The following is a 24,469-nucleotide window of genomic DNA, read 5'->3' on the forward strand; positions in this document are numbered from 1 at the left end:
TGGGCCGATGGGTGGGCCGATCGGTGGGCCGCTCGCTGGATGGATCGCTGGGCACTGCGGCAGAGCCGGAGTCGGACACGGATGCGCTCCCCTCGGGACACGGCGGTGTGCGTGCCCCGGAGCATGGCAGCGCCCGGAGAAACAATCAAGCGTGCTTGCTTTGCCGTTACCCGGCCTACCCGGCCTCTTCCCGGGCCTCGCCCGGGGCCGGCTCGGGGGCGGGCTTCGCCGCCGACTTCGACGTCGCCACCGACTTCGGCGTCGGCGTCGGCTTCGGATTCCCGCCGCCGATCTGGGTACGTACCGCGCCCATGCTCGCCGCGATGACCAGCGCGATCGCCAGCGCGTCGGTAGCGGAGAGAGCCTGGTGCAGGACGAGGAATCCGGCGGTCGCCGCGATGGCCGGTTCCAGACTCATCAGCACGGCGAAGGTGGGGGCGGGCAGCCGCCGCAGGGCGAGCAGTTCGAGGGTGTACGGGAGGACGGAGGACATCAGCGCGACCAGGAGGCCGAGCCCGAGCGTGGAGGGCACCAGCAGTTTCGAGCCCGACTCCACGATGCCCAGCGGCAGGGCCAGCACCGCGCCGACCCCCATCGCCAGCGCCAGCCCGTCGGCCTGCGGGAAGCGCCGTCCGGTGCGCGCGCTGAAGACTATGTACGTCGCCCACATGGCACCCGCCCCGAGCGCATACGCCGCGCCCACCGGGTCGAGCCGGTCGAAGCCGCCGCCGCTGAGCAGCAGCACACCGCCGAGCGCGAGCCCCGCCCACAGGAGGTTGACCAGCCGCCGCGAGACGATCACGGAGAGCGCGAGCGGCCCGATGACTTCCAGGGTGACGGCCGCGCCGAGCGGGATACGGTCGGCCGCCTGGTAAAAGAGGCAGTTCATCGCGGCCATGGCGGCGCCGAAGGCGATCACCGTGCCCCAGTCCGCGCGCGAGTGCCCGCGCAGGGCGGGCCGGCAGACCGCGAGCAGCACGATCGCGGCGAGCGCGAGCCGCAGCGAGACGACACCGAGGGCGCCGGTCCTGGGCATCAGGAGGACGGCGACAGCGGCACCGAACTGCACGGAGAGCCCGCCGGCCACGACCAGGGCGACGGGCCCGAGGGCCCGCTTGCCTCCGACGGGCCGACCGGACCCGTCGACCGGGACAGACCCGTCGGCGGGGACAGACCCGGCGACCTGGACAGACCCAGCGGCTTCCGGCAGCGAGACAGCGGCGGCGGCATCGACAGCGGTACGCGGCTCTTCCACCGGATTCCTCACTCAGTTCACTTCGATCAGTTCACTACGATCAGTTCGCTTCAATGGACTCGCGGTCTAACATACTGCACTTGTACGACTGTCGTTCACGATCACGCTACGACCCCGGCGTCCACCCCGTGAAATGCCGATTGGGCTGCCGTTATGCTCTGGACGCATGAGCATTGAGCTGCGCCATCTCCGCTGCTTCCTCGCCATCGCCGAGGAGTCCAGCGTGACCAGGGCGGCGGCCCGGCTGCATCTCACCCAGCCCGCCGTCTCCCGCACCCTCGCCGCGCTGGAGAAACATCTCGGCGTACGTCTCGCGGAGCGCTCCACCCACCATCTCGCCCTCACCGCCGAGGGGCACGCCTTCCGCGACCGGGCGGCATCCGCGGTCGCCGCGTTCGACGATGCCCTCGACGCCGAACGGCTGCGCCGCCGGCCGCTCCGACTCGGCCACGCGTGGTCGGCCTTCGGCCCGTACACCACGCCACTGCTGCGCCGCTGGGAGCGGGAACGTCCTGAGACCCCGCTCGAACTGCTGCGGATCGACGACCGTACGGCCGGGCTGGCCCGGGGCGAGGTCGACGCGGCGCTGCTGCGCGGCCCGGTGACGACACCCGGGCTGGTCACGGAACCGCTGCTCACCGAGGCCCGGATAGCGGCGGTCCCGGCCGATGGACCGCTGGCCGCGCGTACGTCCCTGACGCTCGCGGACCTGGTGACGCAGCCGCTGATCGTCAACCGGGTCTCGGGCACGACGAGTCCGGCGCTGTGGCCGCCGGGGGCGGGTCCGGCGACCACCGTCACGGTCACCAACACCGACGACTGGCTGATGACCATCGCCGCGGCGCGCGGCATCGGCGTCACGGGCGCCTCGACGGCCGCCGTGCACCCCCACCCCGGGGTCGCCTACCGGCCCTTGCCCGATGCCCCGCCGCTCCAGGTCTTCCTGGTCTGGCGCGAGGGCGCCGCGCATCCGGCGATCCCCCATCTCGCGGCCCTGGCGCACGAACTGGCGTCGGGTGCCTGACCCCGCCCGACCGCGCCCGACCCGGCCCGACCCGGCCTCGCCCGACCTCGCCGACCCCCGCCCGACCTCTCTCGACCCCGCCCGGCCTCGCCCCGTTCACCCGCATGCCCGCCACCGCGCGCCCCCTCGACAGGGGGTGAACACACTGATGTCGACTCGCCCTCACCCGTCTCAAGAGAGGAGAGAGACATGCACATGCCATCCACTCCCGGGCGCCGGATACGTTCGCGTCCCGGCCCGAGGAGAGGTCCACGTTCCGGCCCTCGGATACGTTCGCACCACGCGTGCGCCCTCGCCGCGATGTTCACCGCGACGGCGCTCGTCAACGCCATCCCCGCCGCGGACGCCGCCGCCGCGGCCGACCACTCCGCGAGCCGCGGCGTCACCGCCGCCAAACCCACCATCGTGCTGGTGCACGGCGCCTTCGCCGACGCGTCGAGCTGGGGCGAGGTCGTCCCGAACCTGCAGAACGACGGCTACCGCGTCATGGCCCCCGCCAATCCGCTGCGCGGCCTGCACGGCGACGCGGCGTACATAGCCAGCTTCCTCAGAAGCATCAAGGGCCCGATCGTTCTGGTCGCCCACTCCTACGCCGGCGCGGTGATCAGCGGCGCCGCGATCGGCAATCCGCACGTCAAGGCGCTTGTCTACATCAACGCGCTGATGCCCGACAAGGGCGAAGTGCTCTCGGTCCTCTCGGACAAGTTCCCGGGCAGCGAACTCGGTACGGCCACGAACTCCGTACCGTTCACGCGGCCCGACGGATCCACCGGCACCGATCTCTACATCAAGCCCGAGCGGTTCCGGCCGGTGTTCGCCGCCTCGCTGCCGGAGGCCACCACCGCGGTACTGGCGGCCACACAACGCCCCATCGCCGCCCAGGCGTTCGCCGACACGGCCGGCCCCGCCGCCTGGAAGACCATCCCCTCCTGGGCCCTCGTCTCCACCCAGGACAAGACCATCTCCCCCGAGCTGGAGCGCTTCGAGGCGAAGCGGGCCCGCTCCCATACAGTCGAGATCAACGCCCCGCACCTCGCCATGCTCGCCAATCCCAGGGCCGTCACCGATCTGATCCTCGACGCCGCCCGGTCCCGGGCGGCGGGCGGAGAGCCGGACGGGGCCCTGGCCTCCACAGGCCCCAACCCGTCGGTCATCGCCGGAGTCGCCGGCGCGACCGTCATCGCGGGGGCGAGCCTGGTCTCCGCGACGCGCAGGCGACGGCCCACCGCGAGCTGACGCGTGCGGCGCGGGCACAGCAGCCGGCCGGCCGAAGCCCGAGGCTCACGGCCTGGCGCGGAGGAGCCGGCCGAGGGGCCCAGGCGGTTCACGGCGCGCGGACGCCACAGTCACCGCGTCTCCCGTCACCGCCCCTCGGCCGGCCCCCCGGCCGGCCTCTCCGTCGGTTCCTCCGTCGGTTCCTCCGTCAACTCTCCCTTCACCCCTTCCTTGGGCCCTTCCTGCGGCCCTTCCTTCACCCCTTCCTGCGGCCCTTCCTTCAACGCCTCCGCCAGCACCTCCGCCAGGTGCCGCGCCCGGTGTCCGCCCAGCTGCGCCAGTTGGGTACGGCACGAGAAGCCGTCCGCCAGGATCTCCGCCCCGTTTCCGGCCGCCCGCACCGACGGCAGCAACTGGTCCTCCGCGCAGGCCACCGAGACGTCGTAATGGCCCCGTTCGAAACCGAAGTTGCCCGCCAGCCCGCAGCAGCCGCCGCTCAGTTCGCCGGTCAGGCCCGCGCGTTCACGCAATCGCCGGTCCGCCTCGTCGCCGAGGACCGCGTGCTGGTGGCAGTGCGTCTGGCCGGTGACCGGACGGTCAAGACGGGGCGGTCGCCACTGCGGCGCACACTCCTCCAGAGCCTGGGCGAAGGTCCGTACGGACGCGGCCAGCCGCGCCGCGCGCGGGTCGTCGCCGAGCAGTTCCGGCAGGTCCGTGGTGAGCGCGCCCGCGCAGCTCGGTTCCAGGACGACGACCGGCAGGCCCGCGTCCAGCAGCGGTTCCATCAGGTCCAGCGTGCGGCGCATGACCGTACGCGCCCGGTCGAGCCGGCCCGTCGACACATACGTCAGTCCGCAGCAGACCCGGCCCCCCTGCGGCGGCGCGACAACACCGACCCCGGCCGCCTCGAACACCCGTACCGCCGCCCGGCCCACCGACGGCGTCAGATACTCGGTGAAGGTGTCCGGCCACAGGACCGCGGAACGGCTGCGCGCGAAGACCTCCGTACGGGCCTTCATATGCCGCCCCAGCCACCGTCCGAACGGCTCGGGCGCCAGCCGCGGAATCGCACGTTCCGGGGTGATACCCCCCAGCCGCTTGGCGAGCGACGCCAGCGGGGACACCCGCGCCGCCGCGTTCAGCACCCGCGCGAACGGCGCCGCCAGACGCAGCCAGCGCGGCAGCGAGCCCATCGCGTAGTGCGCGGCGGGCCGCATCCGGCCCGCGTAGTGGTGGTGCAGGAACTCCGCCTTGTACGTGGCCATGTCCACGCCCACCGGGCAGTCGCTGCGGCAGCCCTTGCAGGACAGACAGAGGTCCAGCGCGTCCCGTACCTCCGTCGAGCGCCAGCCGTCCGTCACCACCTCGCCCGCCAGCATCTCGTGGAGCAGCCGCGCGCGCCCGCGCGTGGAGTGCTGTTCCTCGCCCGTCGCACGGAACGACGGGCACATCACTCCTGGCCCGCTCACCCCGGTCCCTGACCCCGGTCCGCCGACCCGGCACTTGGCGACCCCCACACACCTGCGTACGGCCGCCGAGAAGTCCCCTCCGCCCGGCCCGTCGTGCGGATAGCCGAACGCGACCTCGACACGCTCGCGCGGCAGCACCGCGAAGCGCAGATTCTCGTCGAGCCGGGCCGGGCGGGCCAGCACACCCGGGTTCATCCCGCCCGCCGGGTCCCACAGGTCCTTGAACCGGCCGAAGAGCCCGACCAGTTCGTCCCCGTACATCTTCGGCAGCAGCTCCGAGCGCGCCAACCCGTCGCCGTGCTCGCCCGAGAGCGAGCCGCCGTGCGCGACGACCAGCGACGCCACCTCCTCCGAGAACCGCCGGAAGCGCCGTACCCCGTCCCCGGTCAGCAGATCGAAGTCGATACGGACATGGATGCAGCCGTCGCCGAAGTGCCCGTAAGGCGTGCCGCGCAGACCGTGTTCCGCGAGCAGCGCGCGGAAGTCGCGCAGATACGCGCCGAGCCGGGCGGGCGGCACCGCGCAGTCCTCCCAGCCGGGCCACGCCTCCGTGTCGTCGGGCATGCGGGTCGCGGTCCCGGCCGCGTCCTCCCGTACGCGCCACAGCGCCCGCTGCCCGGCCGGGTCGGTCACGACCGTCCCGTCCAGCGCGTCGGCCGCCCGGAGGATCGTGGTGGCGGCGGCCCGCGCCTCGGCGGGCGTCGCGCCGCCGGTCTCCACGAACAGCCAGGCCCCGCCGCGCGGCAGTCCGTGCCCGCTGTCGCCCCGTACGCGCACCAGGTCCTCGGACATGCCCTCGACCGTCAGCGGCCCGTACGGGAGCAGCCCGGCCGCGGCCTCGGCGGCGGCGCTCTCGTCCGGGTAGCCGAGCACGGCCAGGGCGCGGGCCGGGGGCGACTCGACGAGCCGTACCGTCGCTTCGGTGACGACCCCGAGCGTGCCCTCACTGCCGCAGAAGGCGCGGGCCAGATCGGTGCCGGCCTCGGGCAGCAGCGCGTCCAGCGCGTATCCGGAGATCCGCCGGGGCAGCCCGGCGGGAAAGCCCGTGCGCAGCGGCGCGAGATTGCCCTCGACCAGCTCGCGCAGCCCGGCGGGGGCGCCGTCCCAGCCCTTGCCGAGGCGCGGTGCGGCGCCGCCGTAGGTGGTCACCGACAGCTCGTGGACATTGTCGGCGGTCGTCCCCCAGGCCACCGAGTGCGCTCCGCACGAGTTGTTGCCGATCATCCCGCCGAGCGTGCACCGGCTGTGCGTGGAGGGATCGGGTCCGAAGGTCAGCCCGTACGGCCGTACGGCCTCGCGCAGCACGTCCAGGACGACGCCGGGCTGGACGACCGCCGTGCGCGCCGCCGGGTCCACGGACACGATCGACCGCAGATGGCGGGTGAGGTCGAGCACCACGCCCAGGCCCGTGGCGTTTCCGGCGATCGAGGTCCCGGCGCCGCGCGGCACCACCGGCACCCCGTACCTACGGCAGACCGCGAGCGCCGCCGCCACGTCCGCCGCGTCACGCGGGGCGACGACGCCGACCGGCACCCGCCGGTAGTTGGACGCGTCCATGGTCGTCAGCGCTCTGGCCGCCGCGCCGAAGTCCACCTCACCGCGCACGGCCGCCGTCAGCGCCGCGGCCACTTCCGTGGCCGGTGCCACCGCTTTTCGTGCGTCGCGTGTATCTCGCCCATCCCGCGTATCGCGCTCAGCCATGAATCCAGCATGCCCCGGACGCGCTCACCGTCCCGGTTCTTCCCGGTTCGCCGCTCCCGGAACTGCAAAGAAAGGAAACAGGAACCACCCACACTGATCGTCAATTCTCATATAGTGGCCACCGTTTCAGCATTATCCAACAGCGCCCGCGCCTCTCACCCCGGACGGCCCGGGCGGCCGACCGCCTTCCCGATCCCCACGTCCTGGAGCAGGTGCGCGTTGGACTCCGCAACCTCCGAACGGGCCGCCGGCCCGTCAACGGACCGGCCGACCCTGGCCAGTACCGCCGACAACGGTCTGAAGATCGTCATCGTCGGCGGCTTCGCTGTCGGCAAGACGACCATGGTCCGTTCCGTCAGCGAGATCCGTCCCCTCAACACCGAGGAGGCGATGACGCGCGCGGGCCAGGACATCAGCCAACTCGCCGGGCTCGACGGACTCCAGCGGAAGAACACGACCACCGTCGCCTTCGACTTCGGCCGGATCTCCCTCGACGCGCGCTCGGTGCTCTATCTCTTCGGCGCTCCCGGGCAGGAACGTTTCTGGTATCTCTGGGACCGGCTCTTCTCCGGCACGCTCGGCGCCGTCGTACTCGTCGACACCCGCCGGCTCTCCGACTCGTGGTACGCGATCGACCGGCTGGAGCACCACGGCATTCCCTTCATCGTGGCCTGCAACGACTTCGGCGGGCCCGTGCACACCGAGGAGGAGATCCGTGCGGCGCTCGTTCTGCCGCCGGACGTGCCGCTGGTGGAGTGCGACGCGCGGGACCGCTCGTCCAGCAAGTACGTACTGATCACGCTCGTCGAGTACCTCCATACCCTGTCCGAGGAGAGAGCGGCGAAGAGAGCGGCGGACCCGGCCATGGACGCGCAGGCGGAGACCACCCCGGAGGCGGTCGCCCCGGAGGTCGTCGCCCCGGAGGCAGCCCCGTAACGACCGGCTCACCGCCGAGGAGATCAGGGCGCCGCCACACTCCCAGCGGTCGCACTCCCGCCGTCGCGCTTTCCAGCCGTCGTACTCTCCAGCCGTCGTACCTCCTAAGGGTGAAGCTCCGATCGCGGAGGCGGGTGGCGACAACGCGAGCGGGCCCGTCGTAACCCCTGATCCACGCCCCAGTCGGATGTGTCTCACCCGACGGACACGGTTGTCGGCCGTGCTACGGGAGCGACTACGCTCCGGCCCGTGGCCGATATCGAGATTCCCGCTGACATCAAGCCCGCCGACGGCCGTTTCGGCGCAGGCCCCTCCAAGGTGCGGACGGAGGCGGTGGACGCGCTGGCCGCCACCGGTACGTCGCTCCTCGGTACGTCCCACCGCCAGGCCCCGGTCAAGAACCTGGTCGGCGCGGTGCGCGAGGGCGTACGGAGCCTCTTCGAGCTCCCCGAGGGCTACGAGGTGATCCTGGGCAACGGCGGCTCCACCGCCTTCTGGGACATCGCGACGCACGGTCTGATCGAGAACAAATCACAGCACCTCTCCTTCGGTGAGTTCTCCTCCAAGTTCGCCAAGGCGGCGAAGCTCGCGCCGTGGCTGGCCGACCCGACCGTCATCTCCTCCGACCCCGGCTCGCACCCGGACCCGAAGGCCGAGGCGGGCGTCGACGTCTACGCGCTCACCCACAACGAGACCTCCACGGGTGTCGCGACCCCGATCAAGCGCGTCGCGGGCGCCGACGCGGGTTCGCTCGTCCTGGTCGACGCGACCTCCGGCGCCGGCGGCCTGCCGGTCGACATCTCCGAGACGGACGTCTACTACTTCGCCCCGCAGAAGTCCTTCGCCTCCGACGGCGGCCTGTGGATCGGCGTCTTCTCGCCGGCCGCGCTGGAGCGCGCCGCGCGCGTCCACGCCTCGGGACGCCATGTCCCCGAGTTCTTCTCGCTGCCGACGGCGATCGACAACTCGCTGAAGAACCAGACGTACAACACCCCGGCGCTGGCGACGCTCTTCCTCCTCAACGAGCAGCTCACATGGCTCAACTCCCAGGGCGGCCTGGACTGGTCGGTCCGCCGTACGGCCACCTCCTCCCGCACGCTCTACGGATGGGCCGACGCGTCCAAGTACGCGACCCCGTTCGTGGTCGACCCGGCGAAGCGCTCGCAGGTCATCGGCACGATCGACTTCGCGGACGAGATCGACGCGGCGGCCGTCGCCAAGACGCTGCGCGCCAACGGCATCGTCGACACCGAGCCCTACCGCAAGCTGGGCCGCAACCAGCTGCGCGTGGCGATGTTCCCGGCGATCGACCCGGCGGACATCACGGCGCTGACGGAGTGCATCGACTACGTGATCGAACGCCTCTGACGGTTCGGATCCGATGATCCGGAACTTCGCTTCCCGGGCCCCGGCGCACGCACACCGCGCCGGGGCCCGTCGCATGCGCCCCCGGGGCTCGTCTCATCTGCTCAGCCGCTGAAACCTCCGTACCGCCAGCGGTACGAACACCGCCGTCAGCGCCAGCGGCCAGGCCACCGACAGCAACAGGGCGTGCTCCTCCGGCCAGGTGCCGCCGCTCGCCACCGGATTGCCGAACAGCTCCCGCGTCGCCGTCACCGTCGAGGACACCGGGTTCCACGCGGCCACGGTGCCCAGCCAGTCAGGCATCAGCGAGGGCGCCACGAAGACGCTGGAGATCATCGTGAGCGGAAAAGCGACCACGAAGAGGTTCCCTGCCGCTTCCGGACCGGGGACCAGCAGCCCCAGCCAGACCCCCACCCATATCAGCGAGAAGCGCAGGAGCAGCAGCAGTCCGAAGGCCCCGAGCGCGCCCAGGAACCCGCTGTCCCACCGCCAGCCGATGACGAACGCCGTCACGGCCAGGATCAGCAGCTCCGCGACCGCCGTGAGCAGATCGCCGACCCCCCGGCCCGTGACCACCGCCGACGGGGCCATCGGCATCGACCGGAACCGGTCGATGACCCCCTTGGCTCTGTCGGTGACCACCGCCACCGCCGTGTTCATAAAGCCGAAGGCCATCGTCATCGCGAACATCCCGGGCATCAGGAACTCCCGGTAGTCGCCGCCTCCCGGCACCTTCATGGCGCTGCCGAAGACATACCCGTACAGCAGCACGGAGACGATCGGGAAGCCCAACTGCCAGATGATATAGACCGGTTGGCGCTGGTAGTGCGTAAGCCCTCGCCGTACGACATTCCAGCAGTCGGCCACCGCCCAGTACGCCCGGCCATGGCTGCTTCCGTAGTCGCTCCCGGTCTCCAGATCCAGCGCGACACTCACGCCGCCACCCCCTCCTTCACGCCTGCGGACACGTCCCCGTCCGGACCTCCGACCGGACCTCCGTCCGGGCCGGATTCGAGGTCGGCGTCGACGCCCGTACGGCGCCCGGTCAGCCGGAGGAACACATCATCGAGGCTCGGCCTGCGCAGCCCGATGTCCTCCACCGCGGTCCCCCGGTCCTGGAGTGTGCGCGCCACGTCCGTCAGCGCGGCCACCCGGTCGCTCACCGCCGCGTGCACCCGGCGGGCCGCGTCGTCCGTCTCCACCGCCGCGTCGGCCACCCGCGCCACCGCCTCGACCGCCACCGGTATGTCCGCGCGTTCCGCCACCACGACTTCGATCCGGTCGCCGCCCACGATGTTCTTCAGCTCCGCGGGGCTGTCGTCCGCGATCGCCCGCCCCTGGTCGATGACCGTGATACGCGAGGCGAGCTTGTCCGCCTCGTCCAGATACTGGGTGGTGAGCAGTACGGTCGTACCACCCGCCACCAGGGCCCGGACCGCGTCCCAGACCTCGCCACGCCCGCGCGGATCGAGACCGGTCGTCGGCTCGTCGAGGAAGAGGACCTGCGGGGCGAGGATCATCGACGCGGCCAGGTCCAGGCGCCGCCTCATCCCGCCGCTGTACTCCCCGACGCCCTTGCCACCCGCCTCCACCAGATCGAACTGCTCCAGCAGCTCACCGGCGCGCAGCGCCGCCCGCCGCGAGCCCAGGTGGAAGAGGCGGCCGAACATCTCCAGGTTCTGCCGGCCGGTCAGGATCTCGTCGACCGCCGCGTACTGCCCGGCGAGCCCGACCCTGCTCCGCACGCCCCGGGGATCGCGCGCCACATCGACGCCCGCCACCTCCGCCCGCCCGCCGTCGAACCGCAGCAGGGTCGCCAGCACCCGGACCGCGGTGGTCTTGCCCGCGCCATTGGGCCCGAGCAGCCCGTGGACGGTGCCTCTGCGCACGGCGAGGTCGAAGCCGTCGAGCGCGTACGTCCCTCCCTTCTTCCCCTTCTTCCCCTTCTTCCCTTTCTCCCCGTACCTCTTCTGGATCGCCTCCGCCAGCACGGCGTGTTCGTTCACAGCCCCTCCCAGGCAAGCCATCGATCAACTGAGTACACCGTACCCACATGAGAGTACACCGTACCCATTTTCTTTCCGGGGGATTACGCTGAGCCCATGACATCGACGGAATCGACCGGCAGCGGCAATGTCGCGCGCAGCCTCGAACTCCTCTGGGGATCGGGCGAACGCCCCAGCCGCGGCCCCAAACCCGGCCTCACGCTCGACCGGATAGTCACGACCGCCGTCGCGCTCGCGGACGCCGAGGGCCTGGACGCGGTCTCGATGCGCCGGCTCTCCACCGAGCTGGGCACGGGCACCATGTCGCTCTACCGGTACGTACCCGGCAAGGGCGAGCTGATCGATCTGATGCTGAACCAGGTACGGGGCGAGACGGCCGCGCCGCCCGAAAGCCCCGGCTCCGAATCGGGCTGGCGGGCCGCCACCGAGGCGGTAGCGCGCGCCGCGCTCGCGCTCCACCAGCGCCACCCGTGGCTGCTCTCCGTGAACCAGGCCAGGCCGGTCCTCGGCCCGAACTCGGTCAGCGGGCTGGAGAAGACCCTCTCCGCCATCAAGGGCATGGGGCTGAGCGACCCGGAGCTGATCTCAGTGATCATCATGGTCGAGGGCTATGTGACCGGGGTCGCTCGTACGCATGTCCACGCCGTCGAGGCGGAGAAGCGGTCGGGTATTAGCGACCAGGAGTTCTGGCAGGCCCAGGAACCCGTCCTGTCGAACGCCATGACCAGCGGGGTGTATCCGGTCATGGCCTCGCTGTCCGTCGAAGCGTTCAGCCCCGAATTCGACCACTTCGAATTCGGGCTCCAGCGAATCCTCGACGGCTTGGAGGTCCTGGTCGAACGACGCGCGGCGGAGGCGGGGCGGGATACGGCGGAGCGGAAGACGGCGGAGCAGGGTACGACGGGACGCGGTACGGCGGGATGACGGGACACGGCCGGTGCTGCGTCTCTCTCAGTCAGTCCTTCCGGCGCAGTCGCTTGAAGGCGAGGACCAGCGCGGCTCCACCGATGACGATGATCGCGCCGAGGGTGGCATTGCCTTGTTTCTCGCCGCCCGCGCCGTCGGCCGTACCCCCGTCCCCACCCCCACCTGACGAGGAATTCCCGCTCCCGGAGGATGAGTTGGCGCCCGAGGATGAGCTGCCGCCGGAGGACGAGTTGCCGCCGGCGCCCTTGTCCAGGTCCACCCGCACGACACCGCTCTCCTTGCCCTCGGTGCCGAACATCAGCGCCTTGCCGTCCGCCGTATAGGTCACCGACTCGGCCTGCCACTGGAACGGCGCGCTGATCCCGCGCTCCGCACCCAGCCGGCCGTTCTGCCACGCGTAGGCACGCGCGCTGAAGTACGAGCGCAGCACCAGCTCCTTGCCGTCCGGCGAGAACGCCCCGTCCGTCACCCAGGGCACCTCATCGATCCGCCGGAAGGTGTTCGTCCCGGACGAAGTCAGCTCCGCCGGGCCCTCGTACAGCCCGCCGCCCTTCTTGTTCTTCGAGGCGATATAGACCCGCCCGGTCTTGGGGTCGACCATCATCGACTCCGCGTCGCGCGGCCCGTCGGCGTACTTCACGGTGAACTGCGTGGCGCGCACCGTCGCGTCCTTGAGCTGCTTGGGCTCGGGGAAACGGTAGATCCACACGTGATCCCAGGTGCCGTTCAGGTTGTCGCCGATATCGCCGACATACACATTCCCATCGGGACCCATGGAGATGGCCTCCACGTCCCGGGGCTTGCCGATGCCTTCGAGGGTGAGCGTCGCGACAGTTTCCCCGGTCCTGGAGTCCACGGCATATATCTGGGGCCCATAGCCGCTGTCGTTATGTGTCCAGTAGACGCCGGGATGGGTTCGGCTGGCGGCCAGACCGCTGGACTCGGTGATCCTCGGGTCCTTGATCGTGAAGCTCTGGTCGGGCGCCTCCTCGTCGGCCGCCACGGCGGGGGTGACGGCGGGCGCGAACACCACCGCCGAGGCCGCCGTCAGCAGTACGGAGACGATGGCACCGGCGGTGGCGGCGACGGCACCGGAAACACGCGGGCCAGGGTGGCGCGGAAGCGAACGCATGCACCAAGACTGCCATCCCCGCCCACGCCGGCCCGCCGGGATGGCCCATACGTACGGCCGATCCGGATGGCCCGGTCCGGGACTCGGGCGAGCGCGGGCTCCGCCCCGAACTGAGGGTCGATCGGTGCGGGCAAGACGGTCGACCGCCTGGAGTCCTTGAGCTACGGGGTACGCACCGATGACCCGGCGGACGCCCGCCGCAAACTGGTCCGCCTCACCCCACATGGCTTCGACCGCCTACGCGACGAGTGGGCCGAAACGCTGGGCCGGGACCGCGTCCGAGCCATGGAGTCGGACCTCCGCACGGTAACCCCGCCCGAGGCTTTCCGCCTGGACGCGGCGGGGTGGTTGGGGGGTTAGGGGCTTGAGGGGTTAAGGGGTGGACCGAGGTCAGGACCGAGGGGTAGTCGGGTGGGCCGGAATCGGTCATGGCGGGTGGGGGCCGCCCCGACTACCCCCCACTCCTCACCCCGCCGCCCTCCGGGGCCCAGCAACACCCCCGCTCGGGTCCCAGCCCTCCTGACCTGAGGCGCGTTCCGTCGGAGACTTCTGGTTGTCACGCCGCTGACCAGCGGCCACAACCACACGACGGGGGATCGACCATGACCGACCGGACTCGGCGGAACATCATGCGCGGCGCGGCAGTAGCAGCCGCCGGAGGGTTCTTCGGCCTCCACAGCGGGGCGCCCCTCGGCGCACGGGCAGCCGCCGCAACCAGCGCAACCGCCGCAACCACCGGAACAACAACTCCCGCCCCCAGCACCACACCCACCCGCCCCTTCCTCGAAGGCCCCTTCGCGCCGGTGACGGACGAGCTCACCGCCTTCGATCTCCCCGTCACCGGCCGCATACCCCGCGAGCTCAACGGCCGCTACCTGCGCAACGGCCCCAACGCCCTCGGTCTTGAGGACCCCATGGCGCACCACTGGATGCTCGGCGACGGGACGGTCCACGGCGTACGCCTCCGGAACGGCCGCGCCGAGTGGTACCGCAACCGCTGGATACGGTCGGCCGCCGTCGCCCGCAAGCTGGGCGAGCCGTACGACGGTCCCGTGCCGGAGGACGACTTCGCGACCAACACCCATGTGATCCCGTACAAGGGGCGCGTTCTGGCGGTGCAGGAGAGCGGGCCGCTGCCCTACGAACTCGACGACGAGCTGAACACCGTCGGCACGCACGACTTCGGCGGAACGCTGAGCGGCGCGTTCACCGCGCACACCAAGTTCGACGCGCGAGCCGACGAGTTGCACGCGATCACGTACTACCCGACGTGGGACCACGTCCGGCATCTCGTCGTGGACCGAACGGGCCAGGTCGTACGGACCACGAGGATCCCGGTGGCCGACAGCCCGATGATGCACGACTTCGCCCTGACCGAGCGGTACGTGGTCGTCTTCGACATGCCGGTGACCTTCGACCCCGTGGCGGCCGGGGCGGGCGCCCCCGTCCCGTACGTCTGGAACGACCGGCACCCGGCACGCGTCGGGGTGATGCCACGGGCCGGTGGCCGGGTCCGCTGGTTCGAGGTGCCGTCCGCCTACTACTCGCACACCCTGAACGCCTATGACGAGGGCTCGTCCGTGGTCGTGGATCTCACCACCATGCCGGCGCCCTTCCTCGCGGCCGGCCGGGGCTCCGGCGGCCCCAGCGCGCTCGGGACCCCGTCCCTCGACCGCTGGACGATCGACCTGGCACACGGCCGCGTGCGTACGCGGCGCCTCGACGACCGTCCGCAGGAATTCCCCCGGGTCAACGAGGGGTTGGTGTCCCGGCGGCATCGCTACGCGTACTCGGCCACGGCCGGGGCGATGTGGAGGGCGTATCTGACGGTCGACGGCGTCCCGCCGGACCGCGCCTTCAGCAACGCCCTGATCAAGCACGACCTGTTCCGTGGCACCACCGAGGTGCACCGCTTCCCCCGGGACGCGGCGGCGGGCGAGGCCGTGTTCGTACCGTCGCGTGCGGAGACCGGTGCCACCAAGGACACCCGCGCCGAGGACGACGGCTATGCGCTCGCCTACGTGCACAACCCCGAGCGCGGCGCGGCCGACCTGGTCATCCTCGCCGCTCAGGACTTCACCGGCGAGCCGGTCGCCCGTATCCATCTGCCGGGGCGGGTACCCCTCGGATTCCATGGCAGTTGGGTCCCCGACGCGTAACCGCGTGATCGCGTGCCCAAGTGATCGCATGATCGCGTCTCCCCGCCGTACGCCAGGACCGATCAGCCCTCCGTATCCGAGTCCGCGCCCGCGCCCGGGCCCAGAGCCGCCCGGTCAGCGATCCGTTGGCCCATCGGGCGGCGGTCCAGCGCCTCCAGCGCCTCGCCGATCAGCCGGCTCAGTGGGTACGGCAGCTCCGCCTCGAACTCCGCCGCCGCGCCCGAGGTCGCCTCCCACTCGACGTTCAGCGCCGGAAGCAGCTCCTTCGCCCGGGGTGTCAGCCGGACCATGCGCCGCCGGGCGTCCTCCCCCGGAGCCAGGACGACCAGGCCGTCCTTGACCATCTGCGCGACGGTCTGACTCGCCGCGGAGTGCGTCACTCCGGTCGCCTGCGCCAGTTCACGGATGGAGCACGGCCCCGGAGCGGCGGCCAGGGCCCGGACGATGGGGGCGTAACGGGGGCGGAAGCCGTCCATGCCGAGATCCGTATAGACGGCCTCTACCCCAGCTTCGAGGCGGTCGAGGAGATGCCGTAGCCGGGTCCCGAGCAGTTCGGGACCCGGTGAGCCGGGTGGAACGCGCGGACTCGGCGTGCCGTGCGGACCAGGGCTGTCTGAAGTCATAAAAGAAAATGTAACAGGGCTGTTGCATCTGTAGGGTCGGCGCCGACACCACCGAACGCCCCGCGCGCCGCGCGCCGCACCCAGGGAGCCCGCCCCATGCCCCGAGCCGAGAACTCGCCCCAGCCTCAGCCCCAACCCCAACCCCAGTCACCGGACCCGCTCCACCCGCCCATCGACCCCTACGACGAAGGCATGCTCGACGTCGGCGACGGCAACCTCGTCCACTGGGAAGTCTGCGGCAATCCCCAGGGCAAGCCCGCCCTCGTCGTCCACGGCGGCCCCGGGTCGGGAACCGGCCCGCGTTCCCGGCGGTTCTTCGACCCCGAGCGCTACCGCATCGTCCTGTTCGACCAGCGCAACTGCGGACGCAGCACCCCGCACGCGAGCGACCCGGCCGCCGACCTGCGCCACAACACGACCGACCATCTCATCGCCGACATGGAACGGTTGCGTGTCCATCTGGGGATCGACCGCTGGCTGCTGTACGGCGGCTCCTGGGGCTCGACACTGATCCTGGCGTACGCCGAGCGGCACCCCGATCGCGTCTCCGAGATCGTCATCGCCGGGGTCACCACGACCCGGCGGTCGGAGATCGACTGGCTGTACGGGGGCGTCGGACAGATCTTCCCCGAGGAGTGGGACCGCTTCCGCGCGGGCGTCCCCGAGGCCGAGCGCGGCGGGCGCACCGCCGATCTCCTCGCCGCCTACGCCCGGCTGACGGAGCATCCGGATCCCGCCGTACGGGAACGGGCCACGACCGACTGGTGCGCCTGGGAGGACGCCGTACTCTCCATGGAGCCGCACGGCTCGGCCCACCCGTTCGGCGAGCGGGAAGCCGCAGCCCGGCGCGCCGTCGTCCGGATCTGCGCGCACTACTTCTCGCACGGCGCCTGGCTCGACGAGGGCTCGCTGCTGCGCGACGCGGGGCGGCTGGCGGGGATCCCCGGCGTACTCGTGCACGGCCGCTTCGATCTGAGCGCGCCCCTCGGCACGGCATGGGAGCTGGCCCGCGCCTGGCCGGACGCCCGGCTGATCGTCATCGAGGACGCGGGGCACAAGGGCAGCACGGCGGAGCGCCGCGAAGTACGGGCAGCGATAGACGCGTTCGCGAGCTGAGACGGGCTGGATGCAGGCTGGGGGCGGGCTGGAGACAGGCTGGAGGCGGGCTGGGGTGGCCAGGGGCTCACGTTTCGCGAACGTGAGCCCCACGACCCCGAGCCCACTCCCGCCGCCGGTACGAAGACGACCACAAGGCCCAGCAGGGGTTGCTTCGAGTGCGCTCGAACGCGTTGGCTATGGAGTCATGAAGTACACGCAGCTCGGACGCACCGGACTCAAGGTAAGCCGACTCGTCCTCGGGACGATGAACTTCGGCCCGCTCACCAATGAGGCCGACAGTCACACGATCATGGACGCCGCGCTCGACGCGGGCATCAATTTCTTCGATACCGCCAATGTCTACGGCTGGGGCGAGAACAAGGGCCGTACCGAGGAGATCCTCGGCACCTGGTTCGCCAAGGGCGGCGACCGCCGCGACAAGGTCGTCCTCGCCACCAAGGTCTACGGGAACATGGCCGGCGACGACCCCGCGTGGCCCAACCACGACAAGCTCTCCGCCCTCAATATCCGCCGCGCGGTCGACGCGAGCCTCAAGCGGCTCCAGACCGACCACATCGATCTCTACCAGTTCCACCACATCGACCGTGACACCCCGGTCGAGGAGATCTGGCAGGCCATCGACACCCTGATCCAGCAGGGCAAGATCCTTTACGCGGGGTCGTCCAACTTCCCCGGCTGGAAGATCGCCCAGACCAACGAGACCGCCCGCAGGCTCGGTTCGTACGGTCTGGTCAGTGAGCAGTGCCTGTACAACCTGGCCGAGCGCCGCGCCGAGATGGAGGTCATCCCGGCCGCGCAGGAGTACGGCCTCGGGGTCATCCCCTGGTCGCCGCTGAGCGGCGGTCTGCTGGGCGGCGCGATCCGCAAGGAGCGCGAGGGCGGCGGTTCCCGCACGGCCGGCGGCCGTTCGGGCAGCGGGCTCGCCAATACGACGATCCGGGCGCAGGTCCAGTCGTACGAGGACCTGCTCGACAAGCACGGCATCGACCCCGGCGAGGCGGCGCTTGCCTGGCTGCTGACCCGGCCCGGGGTGACGGGCCCGATCGTCGGCCCTCGTACGCTGGAGCAGCTGGAGTCGGCCCTGCGGGCGGTCGAGCTTGAGCTGTCGGAGGAGGTCCTGTCCTCGCTGGACGAGATCTTCCCGGGTCCGGGCCCGTCGCCGGAGGCCTTCGCCTGGTAGTACGCGGACTGCCGGGCGCCGACGACCAATGAGGCCGGCACGCCACGGCGACGGCGACGGCGCGTAGCTGAAGGCGGCTGGGGCCGGTGACTAACCGACCGCGGCCGCCACAGCGATGATCACGAACATCAGCACAAGCACGCCCGCCATGATGCGGTTCCGGGTTTTGGGGTCCACAGGTCGAGGTTAACGGCCGGGGGCGACAGCACCGACGCCCGGGTTGCCCGGACGTCCGGGTTACCCGGACGCCCCGGGCCGGGCCCGGCCGAGCGGACAGCGCGCGACCGCCTCGTACCGCGGCTGCTCCCCCGGCACCCCGCTCACCGGCAGCCGACTGCGTACGAGCACGAGCTCGGCCACCTCCCACGGCGTGCCCTCGAAGCTGTCGAGGGCTTCCGCGTACAACGACAGGTCCACATCCGTACGGCCGCCGGTCACGTCCGCACGACCGCCACGACCGCGCGCGAGCGTCAGATGCGCCTGGTAGCGGCGGTGCTCCTCCATCGACAGCCCGGCCCGCCGCGCCGCCGCGTCGGAGCGCTCCGCGAGAAGGCGCAACTCGCCGATCTGCCCGGCGGCCCCGGCCCACAGGGCCCGCCCGCCGAAGTGCCCGGCTCCATGGATACGGAGCGCGAACGGCTCCGTACGCCGCGCGGCCCGCTCCAGGCGCTCGGTCAGCTCGGGAAGCAGCCGGTCCTCGACCTCTCCCATGAAGGCGAGCGTGAAGTGCCAGCCGTCGTGGCCGGTCCACCGCAGCCCGTCGGCGCCGGGCAGCCCCCGGAGCCGGTCCACGGCACGGGCCAGTTCCTCGACGGCTTCGGCGGGCGGCAGTACGGCGGCGAACAGTCTCATGGTCATGAACCTCTCCTGCTCATGAGGCCGAGTCTCCCAGCCGTCCGAAACCGTACGTAACCCGGTCACCGTGCGTATCGTTGTACTGCGCGGCTGCCGCATCCATGCGGCAGCGGGGAGGAGCGCCAGGATGACCGTCATAGAGATTGACAGGATCGCCATGGCCGACGAGAGCGACAAGCTGACTCTGGACAGGATGTTCCAGGCGCTCGAAGAGATGCCTGTCCCCGAGGGAATCAAGGTCGAGATCGTCGGGGGGAACATCTTCATGTCGCCGCAGCGTCAGGTCCATTGGGAGATCACCCTGGACATCATCGAGCAGTTGCGGACCACGTATCCGCGAAAGCGGCTGACGTCCGATGTGCGCATCGATTTCCCTGGGTACCTCAACGGCTTCTGCGCAGATGTCGCCGCGTTGTCGGAGGAATCCGTGAAAGACCCCAAAGGGCGTTGGCGGTACCAGGACGTCGAGTTCATCGGCGAAGTGATCTCCAAACGTACCGCCGTCAACGACTACGGGCTGAAGAAGGCCATCTACGCGGCTGCCGAGGTCCCTGTCTATCTCATCGCCGATCCCTACACGGGCAGGTGCCACATTTACACGGAGCCGAAGGAGGGCGAGTACACGGACGAGCGGACCACCACCTTCGGCAAGGAAATCGACCTCACCGCAACTGTCGTGGGCCTGACCCTGAAGACCGACGAATTCCCCCGCGACTGACCCCCGCGCACGGAACTGAGGTGTGGCCCCGACCGAACCCATTCGGTCGGGGCCACCTCCGTCCGCCGCCACCCGGTCCACCCCGTCTACGCGGCCGCCGCCAGCTCCTCCTTCTTCGGTACGAACGCCACGTGCGGGCGTCCGCCGCGCAGGCCGACCTTCAGCCGTACCCCCGCCACCCGGGTCAGGATCAGGCCGATCGTCCCCGCCGCGAGCAGCGAGACCAGGCCGCCCGTGGCGAAGCCGACGCGGGCGCCATACGTATCGGTGACCCAGCCCAGAAGCGGGCCGCCGATGGGGGTGCCGCCGACGAAGACCATCATGTAGAGGCTCATCACCCGGCCCCGCATCTCCGGGTCGGACGCCATCTGGACGCTCGTATTGGCGCTGATGTTGGTCGTCATGCCGAGCATGCCGATGGGCACGAGCACCAGCGAGAACAGCCAGACCCACGGCGAGAAGGACACCACGATCTCCAGCACGCCGAAGGCCATCGCCGCGAGGAGAAGCACCCGCAGTCGGCTGGAGCCTCGGCGGGCGGCGAGCAGGGCGCCCGCCAGGGAGCCGGCCGCCATCAGGATGTTGAAGAAGGCGTACAGGCCGGCGCCGCCGTCGTAGACCCCATGCGCGAACGCCGTCAGCCAGATCGGGAAGTTGAAGCCGAAGGTGCCGATGAACCCGATCAGGACGATCGGCCAGATCAGCTCCGGACGGCCACGCACATAGCGCAGCCCCTCCCTGAGCTGGCCCTTTCCGCGCGGTACGCGGACGGACTTGTGCAGTTCGTGCTGGCGCATCAGCAGCAGCCCGACGAGCGGGGCGATGAAGGACAGGCCGTTGAGCATGAAGGCCCATCCGCTGCCGACCGTGGTGATCAGGACACCGGCGACGGCGGGGCCGATGAGCCGGGCGGACTGGAAGTTGGCCGAGTTGAGGCTGACCGCGTTGCGCAGCCGGTCGGGGCCGACCATCTCGGAGACGAACGACTGGCGGCTCGGGTTGTCGACGACCGTCACCATGCCGAGCAGGAAGGCGATCAGATAGACGTGCCAGACCTGGACATGTCCGGAGAGCGTCAGAAAAGCGAGCGAGAGGCCGCACAGGCCCATCGCGGCCTGGGTGAAGAGCAGCAGCTGACGCTTCGGGTAGCGGTCGGCGATGACGCCGCCGTAGAGACCGAAGAGCAGCATCGGCAGAAACTGGAGAGCCGTCGTGATGCCGACGGCCGCCGATGAGCCGGTGAGGCTGAGGACCAGCCAGTCCTGGGTGATCCGGGACATCCACGTACCGATGTTGGAGACGACGGCACCCGTCGCGAACAGACGGTAGTTGCGGATCTTCAGCGACGAGAACATCCCGCCGTCGGTCGTGCGCTCGACGGACGCGCCGTCGGGTATCTCGCTCTCGGATATGCCGGCGTCGGATATACGGCTGTCCTGGGTCGCACACTCCGGGATCGCACTCTCCGAAGTCGTGCTCTCCGAGGTCGTGTTCCCCGAAGGCGTGTACCCCGAGGTCGTGTTCCCCGAAGTCCTGCTCTCCGAGGTGGCCCCGTCCGGCGTGGCCCTGTCCGAGGTGGCTCTGTCCGAGGTGGTGAGGTCGTGGGTGGATTTCGGTGCGGGGGCGGAGTCTGCTCCGGATCCCGTACTCAAAGTGGGTTCGCCTCCTTACGGCGCGCGAATTACAAGTGGGCGAGCTTCTCCAGTACGGGGGCGGCAGCGCGCAGCTTCGCCCACTCGTCATCGTCCAGGCCCTCGGCGAGGGACGCCAGCCAGACATTGCGCTTGCGACGGCTCTCTTCGAGCATCGCCTCGGCCCGCTCTGTCTGGCTGACCACCTTCTGCCGACGGTCGTCGGGGTGCGGCTCCAGCCTGACGAGACCCTTCGCTTCGAGCAGCGCCACGATGCGGGTCATCGACGGCGGCTGAACATGCTCCTTGCGCGCCAGCTCGCCCGGGGTGGCGGAACCGCAGCGGGCAAGGGTGCCCAGTACCGACATCTCGGTGGGGCTCAGCGACTCGTCGACACGTTGGTGCTTCAGGCGCCGGCCCAGCCGCATGACGGCGGAGCGAAGAGAGTTCACGGCGGCTTCGTTCTCGTCGCCGTGGGGTAGGTCAGGCATGTTTGTTAGCGTAACTCATTACCCAATCTAAATACCACCGGGATGCACGCACCGGAAGCGGGCACTCAGAAGCTCGCACCGGGCGCGAAGATTATGGCGAGAATCACCCAAACGAGTGAGAACGCTGCGGAAAGTGACGCGCATGGGCACGTATGGGCCCGACCCTGGTGCGTATGGGATCGACAGTGCTCAGCCTGCGGATCGACGGTGAGCTGCTCGACCGGCTCCGGCGGCATGCCGCCAAACGCGGAATGAGCGTCCAGGACTATGTGGTCCGGACGCTCATTCGCGATGACTTCGACGAACGCTTCAAGTCGGCCGTCGAGGAGACGGAGAAGTTCTACGGGGTGGATGAGTACGGGGTGAAATGAGGCGGCCCCCGACCCCGCCCCCGCCCCCGCCCGCGCCCCCGAAGGTCCGCCGGACGGGCCCGTGCGCTACGTCAGGCCCAGCGCCGGCATCGCGTAGTAGAAGACGAAGACCGCCGATACGACATACATCGCCACCGGTACCTCGCGGCCCCGCCCGGCGGCCAGCCGCAGCACGCTGAAGCTGATGAAGCCGATGCCGATGCCGTTGGTGATCGAGTACGTGAACGGCATCATCACCATCGCCAGGAACGCCGGAACGGCGATGGTGAAGTCGCTCCAGTCGATGTCCCGTACGGAACCGGCCAGGATCAGGAAGCCGACCGCCAGCAGTGCGGGCGTCGCGGCCTGGGACGGGACCATCGTCGCGAGCGGGGTGAAGAACAGCGCCACCGTGAAGAGCAGACCCGAGACGATGGACGCCAGCCCGGTCCTCGCGCCCTCGCCGACACCGGCCGTGGACTCCACGAAGCAGGTGTTCGCCGAGGCCGAGGACGCGCCGCCTGCCGCGACCGCGATGCCGTCGACGAAGAGGACCTTGTTGATACCGGGCAGATTCCCCCGCTTGTCCAACAGCTTGGCCTCGTCGCCGACGCCGAGGATCGTGCCCATCGCGTCGAAGAAGGACGACAGCAGCACGGTGAAGACGAACAGCACACCGGTCAGGACGCCGGCCTTCTCGAAGCCGCCGAACAGGCTGAAGTCACCGACCAGACCGAAATCCGGGGTGGAGACCGGGTTCCCCGGCCACTTCGGGGTCGTCAGACCCCAGCTGGGCACCTTCACGACCGCGTCGATGACCATCGCCAGGACCGTCATCGCCACGATGGAGATCAGGATCGCGCCCGGCACCTTACGGATGATCAGCGCGAGCGTGAGCAGCACCCCGATGACGAAGACCAGTACCGGCCAGCCGTGCAGATGCCCGTTGGAGCCGAGCTGGAGCGGCACGGTGGTCTGGGCGATGTCCGGGATACGCGAGACGAAGCCGGAGTCGACCAGCCCGATCAGCATGATGAAGAGACCGATACCGATCGCGATGCCCTTGCGCAGCCCGGGCGGCACGGCGCTCATGACGCGCTCCCGCAGACCGGTCGCCACCAGCAGCATCACCACGAGACCGGCGAGTACGACCATGCCCATCGCGTCCGGCCAGCTCATCCTGGGGGCGAGCTGGAGGGCTACGACGGTATTGACGCCGAGGCCGGCCGCCAGGGCGATCGGTACATTGCCGATGACCCCCATCAGCAGCGTGGAGAAGGCCGCGGTCAGCACGGTCGCGGTGACCAGCTGACCGTTGTCGAGCTGATGCCCGTACATGTCCTTCGCGCTACCGAGAATGATCGGGTTCAGCACGATGATGTACGCCATCGCGAAGAAGGTGGCGAAGCCGCCACGTACCTCACGGCCGACGGTGGAGCCGCGCTCCGAGATCTTGAAGAACCGGTCCAGCCCGCCGGACGGCTGCCCGGGGGGCGGCGGCTGGGCATCGGAACCGACCGGGGCGGTGGCCGAGGGGGGCATGCGGAACCTCAGTCGTCATACGAAGGAGACAGCAAGGACAGAAAAGGACAGAACAAAGAGCGGATGAGCGAGCAAAATCCAGCCGGACTTGGACATTCAAACGAACAAAACCAGTCAGCCAGAAACCGTTTCAGTATGAATACATGAGTCGAAGATCGCTATCTCCGCGCGTAGACCCTTGCGTGGCCCACCTCCCCGGCGCCCCGGCCCACACCTCATCGGGCCCGCTCAGGCCCTCCGCCTGCCCCGCATAGACTGACGGGCATGACCGGTTCTTGGACGGGAACTCCCCGGCGTGCGGCGCCCGAGCCCCTGGAGGGGCCGGTAGTCGGCACCATCACGGGCGGCACGATCATCTGGTTCGCCCTCTTCCTTCTTCAGCTCCCGTTCTACGGCTGGTTCAGCGACCACGGGCACACCTGGTGGCTCTGGACCTGTCTGGCCGGCGGCGGGCTCGGGCTCATCGGGATCTGGTACGTACGGGGACGGGACGCGGCGATCAAGCGCGCGGCAGCCGCGGCGGCGGGCAAGGCGGACGGAACGGACCGGACAGACCACACGGACCGAACAGGCCATACGGACCGGACAGGCCATACGGACCGGACTGACCGGACTGACCGGACGGACGGCGCCCCCTGACCAGCTCCCCCGATCCGCTTCCCTGACAGCGGGAACCCCGACCCACCCCCGGCGAAAGTCTCATCCCCCACCCCCCTCGCGTACTGCCAGGGGACGATCCGCCTCGTCCCCGGGTCGGATCTTCCCCCTGGC

The 24,469-nt window shown here is 70.3% G+C and carries 21 protein-coding genes and 2 pseudogenes; 13 read left to right on the forward strand and 10 right to left on the reverse strand.

Going from position 1 to position 24,469, the window contains the following annotated elements; all coding sequences use genetic code 11:
- Positions 1–175: 175 nt before the first annotated feature.
- Entirely contained in the window at positions 176–1,255 is a 1,080-nt protein-coding gene (locus ACFRMN_RS25215) for a DMT family transporter (protein WP_383023052.1), read from the reverse strand.
- 166 nt (positions 1,256–1,421) lie between these two features.
- Between ACFRMN_RS25215 and ACFRMN_RS25220 the strand changes: the two genes are divergently transcribed.
- Positions 1,422–2,279 (forward strand): LysR family transcriptional regulator, encoded by an 858-nt coding sequence (locus ACFRMN_RS25220; RefSeq protein WP_383023053.1) that lies wholly within the window; start codon positions 1,422–1,424, stop codon positions 2,277–2,279.
- A gap of 300 nt (positions 2,280–2,579) precedes the next feature.
- Positions 2,580–3,515, forward strand: a complete 936-nt coding sequence (locus ACFRMN_RS25225) for an alpha/beta fold hydrolase (RefSeq protein ID WP_383023054.1) — start codon at positions 2,580–2,582, stop codon at positions 3,513–3,515.
- Between the two features lie 125 nt (positions 3,516–3,640).
- On the opposite strand, the gene ACFRMN_RS25230 is transcribed toward ACFRMN_RS25225, so the two are convergent.
- Positions 3,641–6,664 carry an FAD-binding and (Fe-S)-binding domain-containing protein gene (locus tag ACFRMN_RS25230; protein ID WP_383023055.1) on the reverse strand — a complete coding sequence of 1,008 codons (3,024 nt, stop codon included), beginning with the start codon at positions 6,662–6,664 and terminating at the stop codon, positions 3,641–3,643.
- 158 nt (positions 6,665–6,822) lie between these two features.
- Between ACFRMN_RS25230 and ACFRMN_RS25235 the strand changes: the two are divergent.
- From ACFRMN_RS25235 to serC, 3 genes and pseudogenes are all read left to right on the forward strand, one after another.
- Positions 6,823–6,900, forward strand: a pseudogene (locus tag ACFRMN_RS25235) (DUF742 domain-containing protein); the annotation flags it as partial.
- On the forward strand, positions 6,884–7,600 hold the full coding sequence (locus ACFRMN_RS25240; protein ID WP_383023056.1) for an ATP/GTP-binding protein: 717 nt from the start codon (positions 6,884–6,886) through the stop codon (positions 7,598–7,600). The pseudogene ACFRMN_RS25235 and the gene ACFRMN_RS25240, both read left to right, overlap by 17 nt.
- Before the next feature lie 249 nt (positions 7,601–7,849).
- Positions 7,850–8,968, forward strand: coding sequence for a phosphoserine transaminase (gene serC / locus ACFRMN_RS25245; protein WP_383023057.1), 1,119 nt, complete (start codon positions 7,850–7,852; stop codon positions 8,966–8,968).
- Between the two features lie 93 nt (positions 8,969–9,061).
- On the opposite strand, the gene ACFRMN_RS25250 is transcribed toward serC, so the two are convergent.
- Complete coding sequence (locus tag ACFRMN_RS25250; RefSeq protein WP_383023059.1) at positions 9,062–9,901, reverse strand: ABC transporter permease; 840 nt, start codon at positions 9,899–9,901, stop codon at positions 9,062–9,064.
- Positions 9,898–10,992, reverse strand: a complete 1,095-nt coding sequence (locus ACFRMN_RS25255) for an ATP-binding cassette domain-containing protein (RefSeq protein ID WP_383023061.1) — start codon at positions 10,990–10,992, stop codon at positions 9,898–9,900. Before ACFRMN_RS25255 ends, ACFRMN_RS25250 begins: the two co-directional genes overlap by 4 nt.
- Before the next feature lie 75 nt (positions 10,993–11,067).
- Between ACFRMN_RS25255 and ACFRMN_RS25260 the strand changes: the two genes are divergently transcribed.
- Positions 11,068–11,895: a TetR/AcrR family transcriptional regulator gene (locus ACFRMN_RS25260; protein WP_383023063.1), complete on the forward strand. Its 828-nt coding sequence runs from the start codon at positions 11,068–11,070 to the stop codon at positions 11,893–11,895.
- A gap of 31 nt (positions 11,896–11,926) precedes the next feature.
- Here the strand turns inward: ACFRMN_RS25260 and ACFRMN_RS25265 are convergent, their stop codons facing one another.
- Positions 11,927–13,030: a WD40 repeat domain-containing protein gene (locus ACFRMN_RS25265; RefSeq protein ID WP_383023064.1), complete on the reverse strand. Its 1,104-nt coding sequence runs from the start codon at positions 13,028–13,030 to the stop codon at positions 11,927–11,929.
- 126 nt (positions 13,031–13,156) lie between these two features.
- On the opposite strand from ACFRMN_RS25265, the pseudogene ACFRMN_RS25270 reads away from it, so the two are divergent.
- Together ACFRMN_RS25270 and ACFRMN_RS25275 are read left to right on the forward strand one after the other, a co-directional pair.
- A pseudogene (locus tag ACFRMN_RS25270) lies at positions 13,157–13,390 on the forward strand (MarR family transcriptional regulator); the annotation flags it as partial.
- 242 nt (positions 13,391–13,632) lie between these two features.
- On the forward strand, positions 13,633–15,189 hold the full coding sequence (locus ACFRMN_RS25275; protein WP_383023066.1) for a carotenoid oxygenase family protein: 1,557 nt from the start codon (positions 13,633–13,635) through the stop codon (positions 15,187–15,189).
- 62 nt (positions 15,190–15,251) lie between these two features.
- Here the strand turns inward: ACFRMN_RS25275 and ACFRMN_RS25280 are convergent, their stop codons facing one another.
- Positions 15,252–15,812: a MarR family winged helix-turn-helix transcriptional regulator gene (locus ACFRMN_RS25280; RefSeq protein ID WP_383023068.1), complete on the reverse strand. Its 561-nt coding sequence runs from the start codon at positions 15,810–15,812 to the stop codon at positions 15,252–15,254.
- Between the two features lie 96 nt (positions 15,813–15,908).
- Here ACFRMN_RS25280 and pip point away from each other — a divergent pair, with 96 nt between their 5' ends.
- Complete coding sequence (pip, locus tag ACFRMN_RS25285; RefSeq protein ID WP_383023070.1) at positions 15,909–16,928, forward strand: prolyl aminopeptidase; 1,020 nt, start codon at positions 15,909–15,911, stop codon at positions 16,926–16,928.
- Positions 16,929–17,115: 187 nt separating this feature from the next.
- Complete coding sequence (locus tag ACFRMN_RS25290) at positions 17,116–18,111, forward strand: aldo/keto reductase (RefSeq protein ID WP_383023072.1); 996 nt, start codon at positions 17,116–17,118, stop codon at positions 18,109–18,111.
- A gap of 237 nt (positions 18,112–18,348) precedes the next feature.
- On the opposite strand, the gene thpR is transcribed toward ACFRMN_RS25290, so the two are convergent.
- Positions 18,349–18,963 (reverse strand): RNA 2',3'-cyclic phosphodiesterase, encoded by a 615-nt coding sequence (gene thpR, locus ACFRMN_RS25295; RefSeq protein WP_383023121.1) that lies wholly within the window; start codon positions 18,961–18,963, stop codon positions 18,349–18,351.
- 130 nt (positions 18,964–19,093) lie between these two features.
- On the opposite strand from thpR, the gene ACFRMN_RS25300 reads away from it, so the two are divergent.
- Positions 19,094–19,684: a Uma2 family endonuclease gene (locus ACFRMN_RS25300; protein WP_383023123.1), complete on the forward strand. Its 591-nt coding sequence runs from the start codon at positions 19,094–19,096 to the stop codon at positions 19,682–19,684.
- 86 nt (positions 19,685–19,770) lie between these two features.
- Here ACFRMN_RS25300 and ACFRMN_RS25305 read toward each other — a convergent pair whose 3' ends face one another.
- Together ACFRMN_RS25305 and ACFRMN_RS25310 are read right to left on the reverse strand one after the other, a co-directional pair.
- The gene (locus ACFRMN_RS25305) at positions 19,771–21,336 is read right to left on the reverse strand and encodes an MFS transporter (RefSeq protein WP_383023073.1); all 1,566 of its coding nucleotides are present in this window, start codon (positions 21,334–21,336) and stop codon (positions 19,771–19,773) included.
- A gap of 29 nt (positions 21,337–21,365) precedes the next feature.
- Positions 21,366–21,806: a MarR family winged helix-turn-helix transcriptional regulator gene (locus ACFRMN_RS25310; protein WP_383023075.1), complete on the reverse strand. Its 441-nt coding sequence runs from the start codon at positions 21,804–21,806 to the stop codon at positions 21,366–21,368.
- A gap of 173 nt (positions 21,807–21,979) precedes the next feature.
- On the opposite strand from ACFRMN_RS25310, the gene ACFRMN_RS25315 reads away from it, so the two are divergent.
- The gene (locus ACFRMN_RS25315; protein ID WP_383023076.1) at positions 21,980–22,177 is read left to right on the forward strand and encodes a ribbon-helix-helix protein, CopG family; all 198 of its coding nucleotides are present in this window, start codon (positions 21,980–21,982) and stop codon (positions 22,175–22,177) included.
- Between the two features lie 66 nt (positions 22,178–22,243).
- Here the strand turns inward: ACFRMN_RS25315 and ACFRMN_RS25320 are convergent, their stop codons facing one another.
- Positions 22,244–23,698, reverse strand: coding sequence for an NCS2 family permease (locus ACFRMN_RS25320; protein WP_383023078.1), 1,455 nt, complete (start codon positions 23,696–23,698; stop codon positions 22,244–22,246).
- Between the two features lie 264 nt (positions 23,699–23,962).
- Here ACFRMN_RS25320 and ACFRMN_RS25325 point away from each other — a divergent pair, with 264 nt between their 5' ends.
- Positions 23,963–24,337 carry a DUF2530 domain-containing protein gene (locus ACFRMN_RS25325; RefSeq protein WP_383023080.1) on the forward strand — a complete coding sequence of 125 codons (375 nt, stop codon included), beginning with the start codon at positions 23,963–23,965 and terminating at the stop codon, positions 24,335–24,337.
- Positions 24,338–24,469: the final 132 nt, after the last annotated feature.

This window comes from Streptomyces sp. NPDC056835, from assembly GCF_042789485.1.
GTDB lineage: Bacteria > Actinomycetota > Actinomycetes > Streptomycetales > Streptomycetaceae > Streptomyces.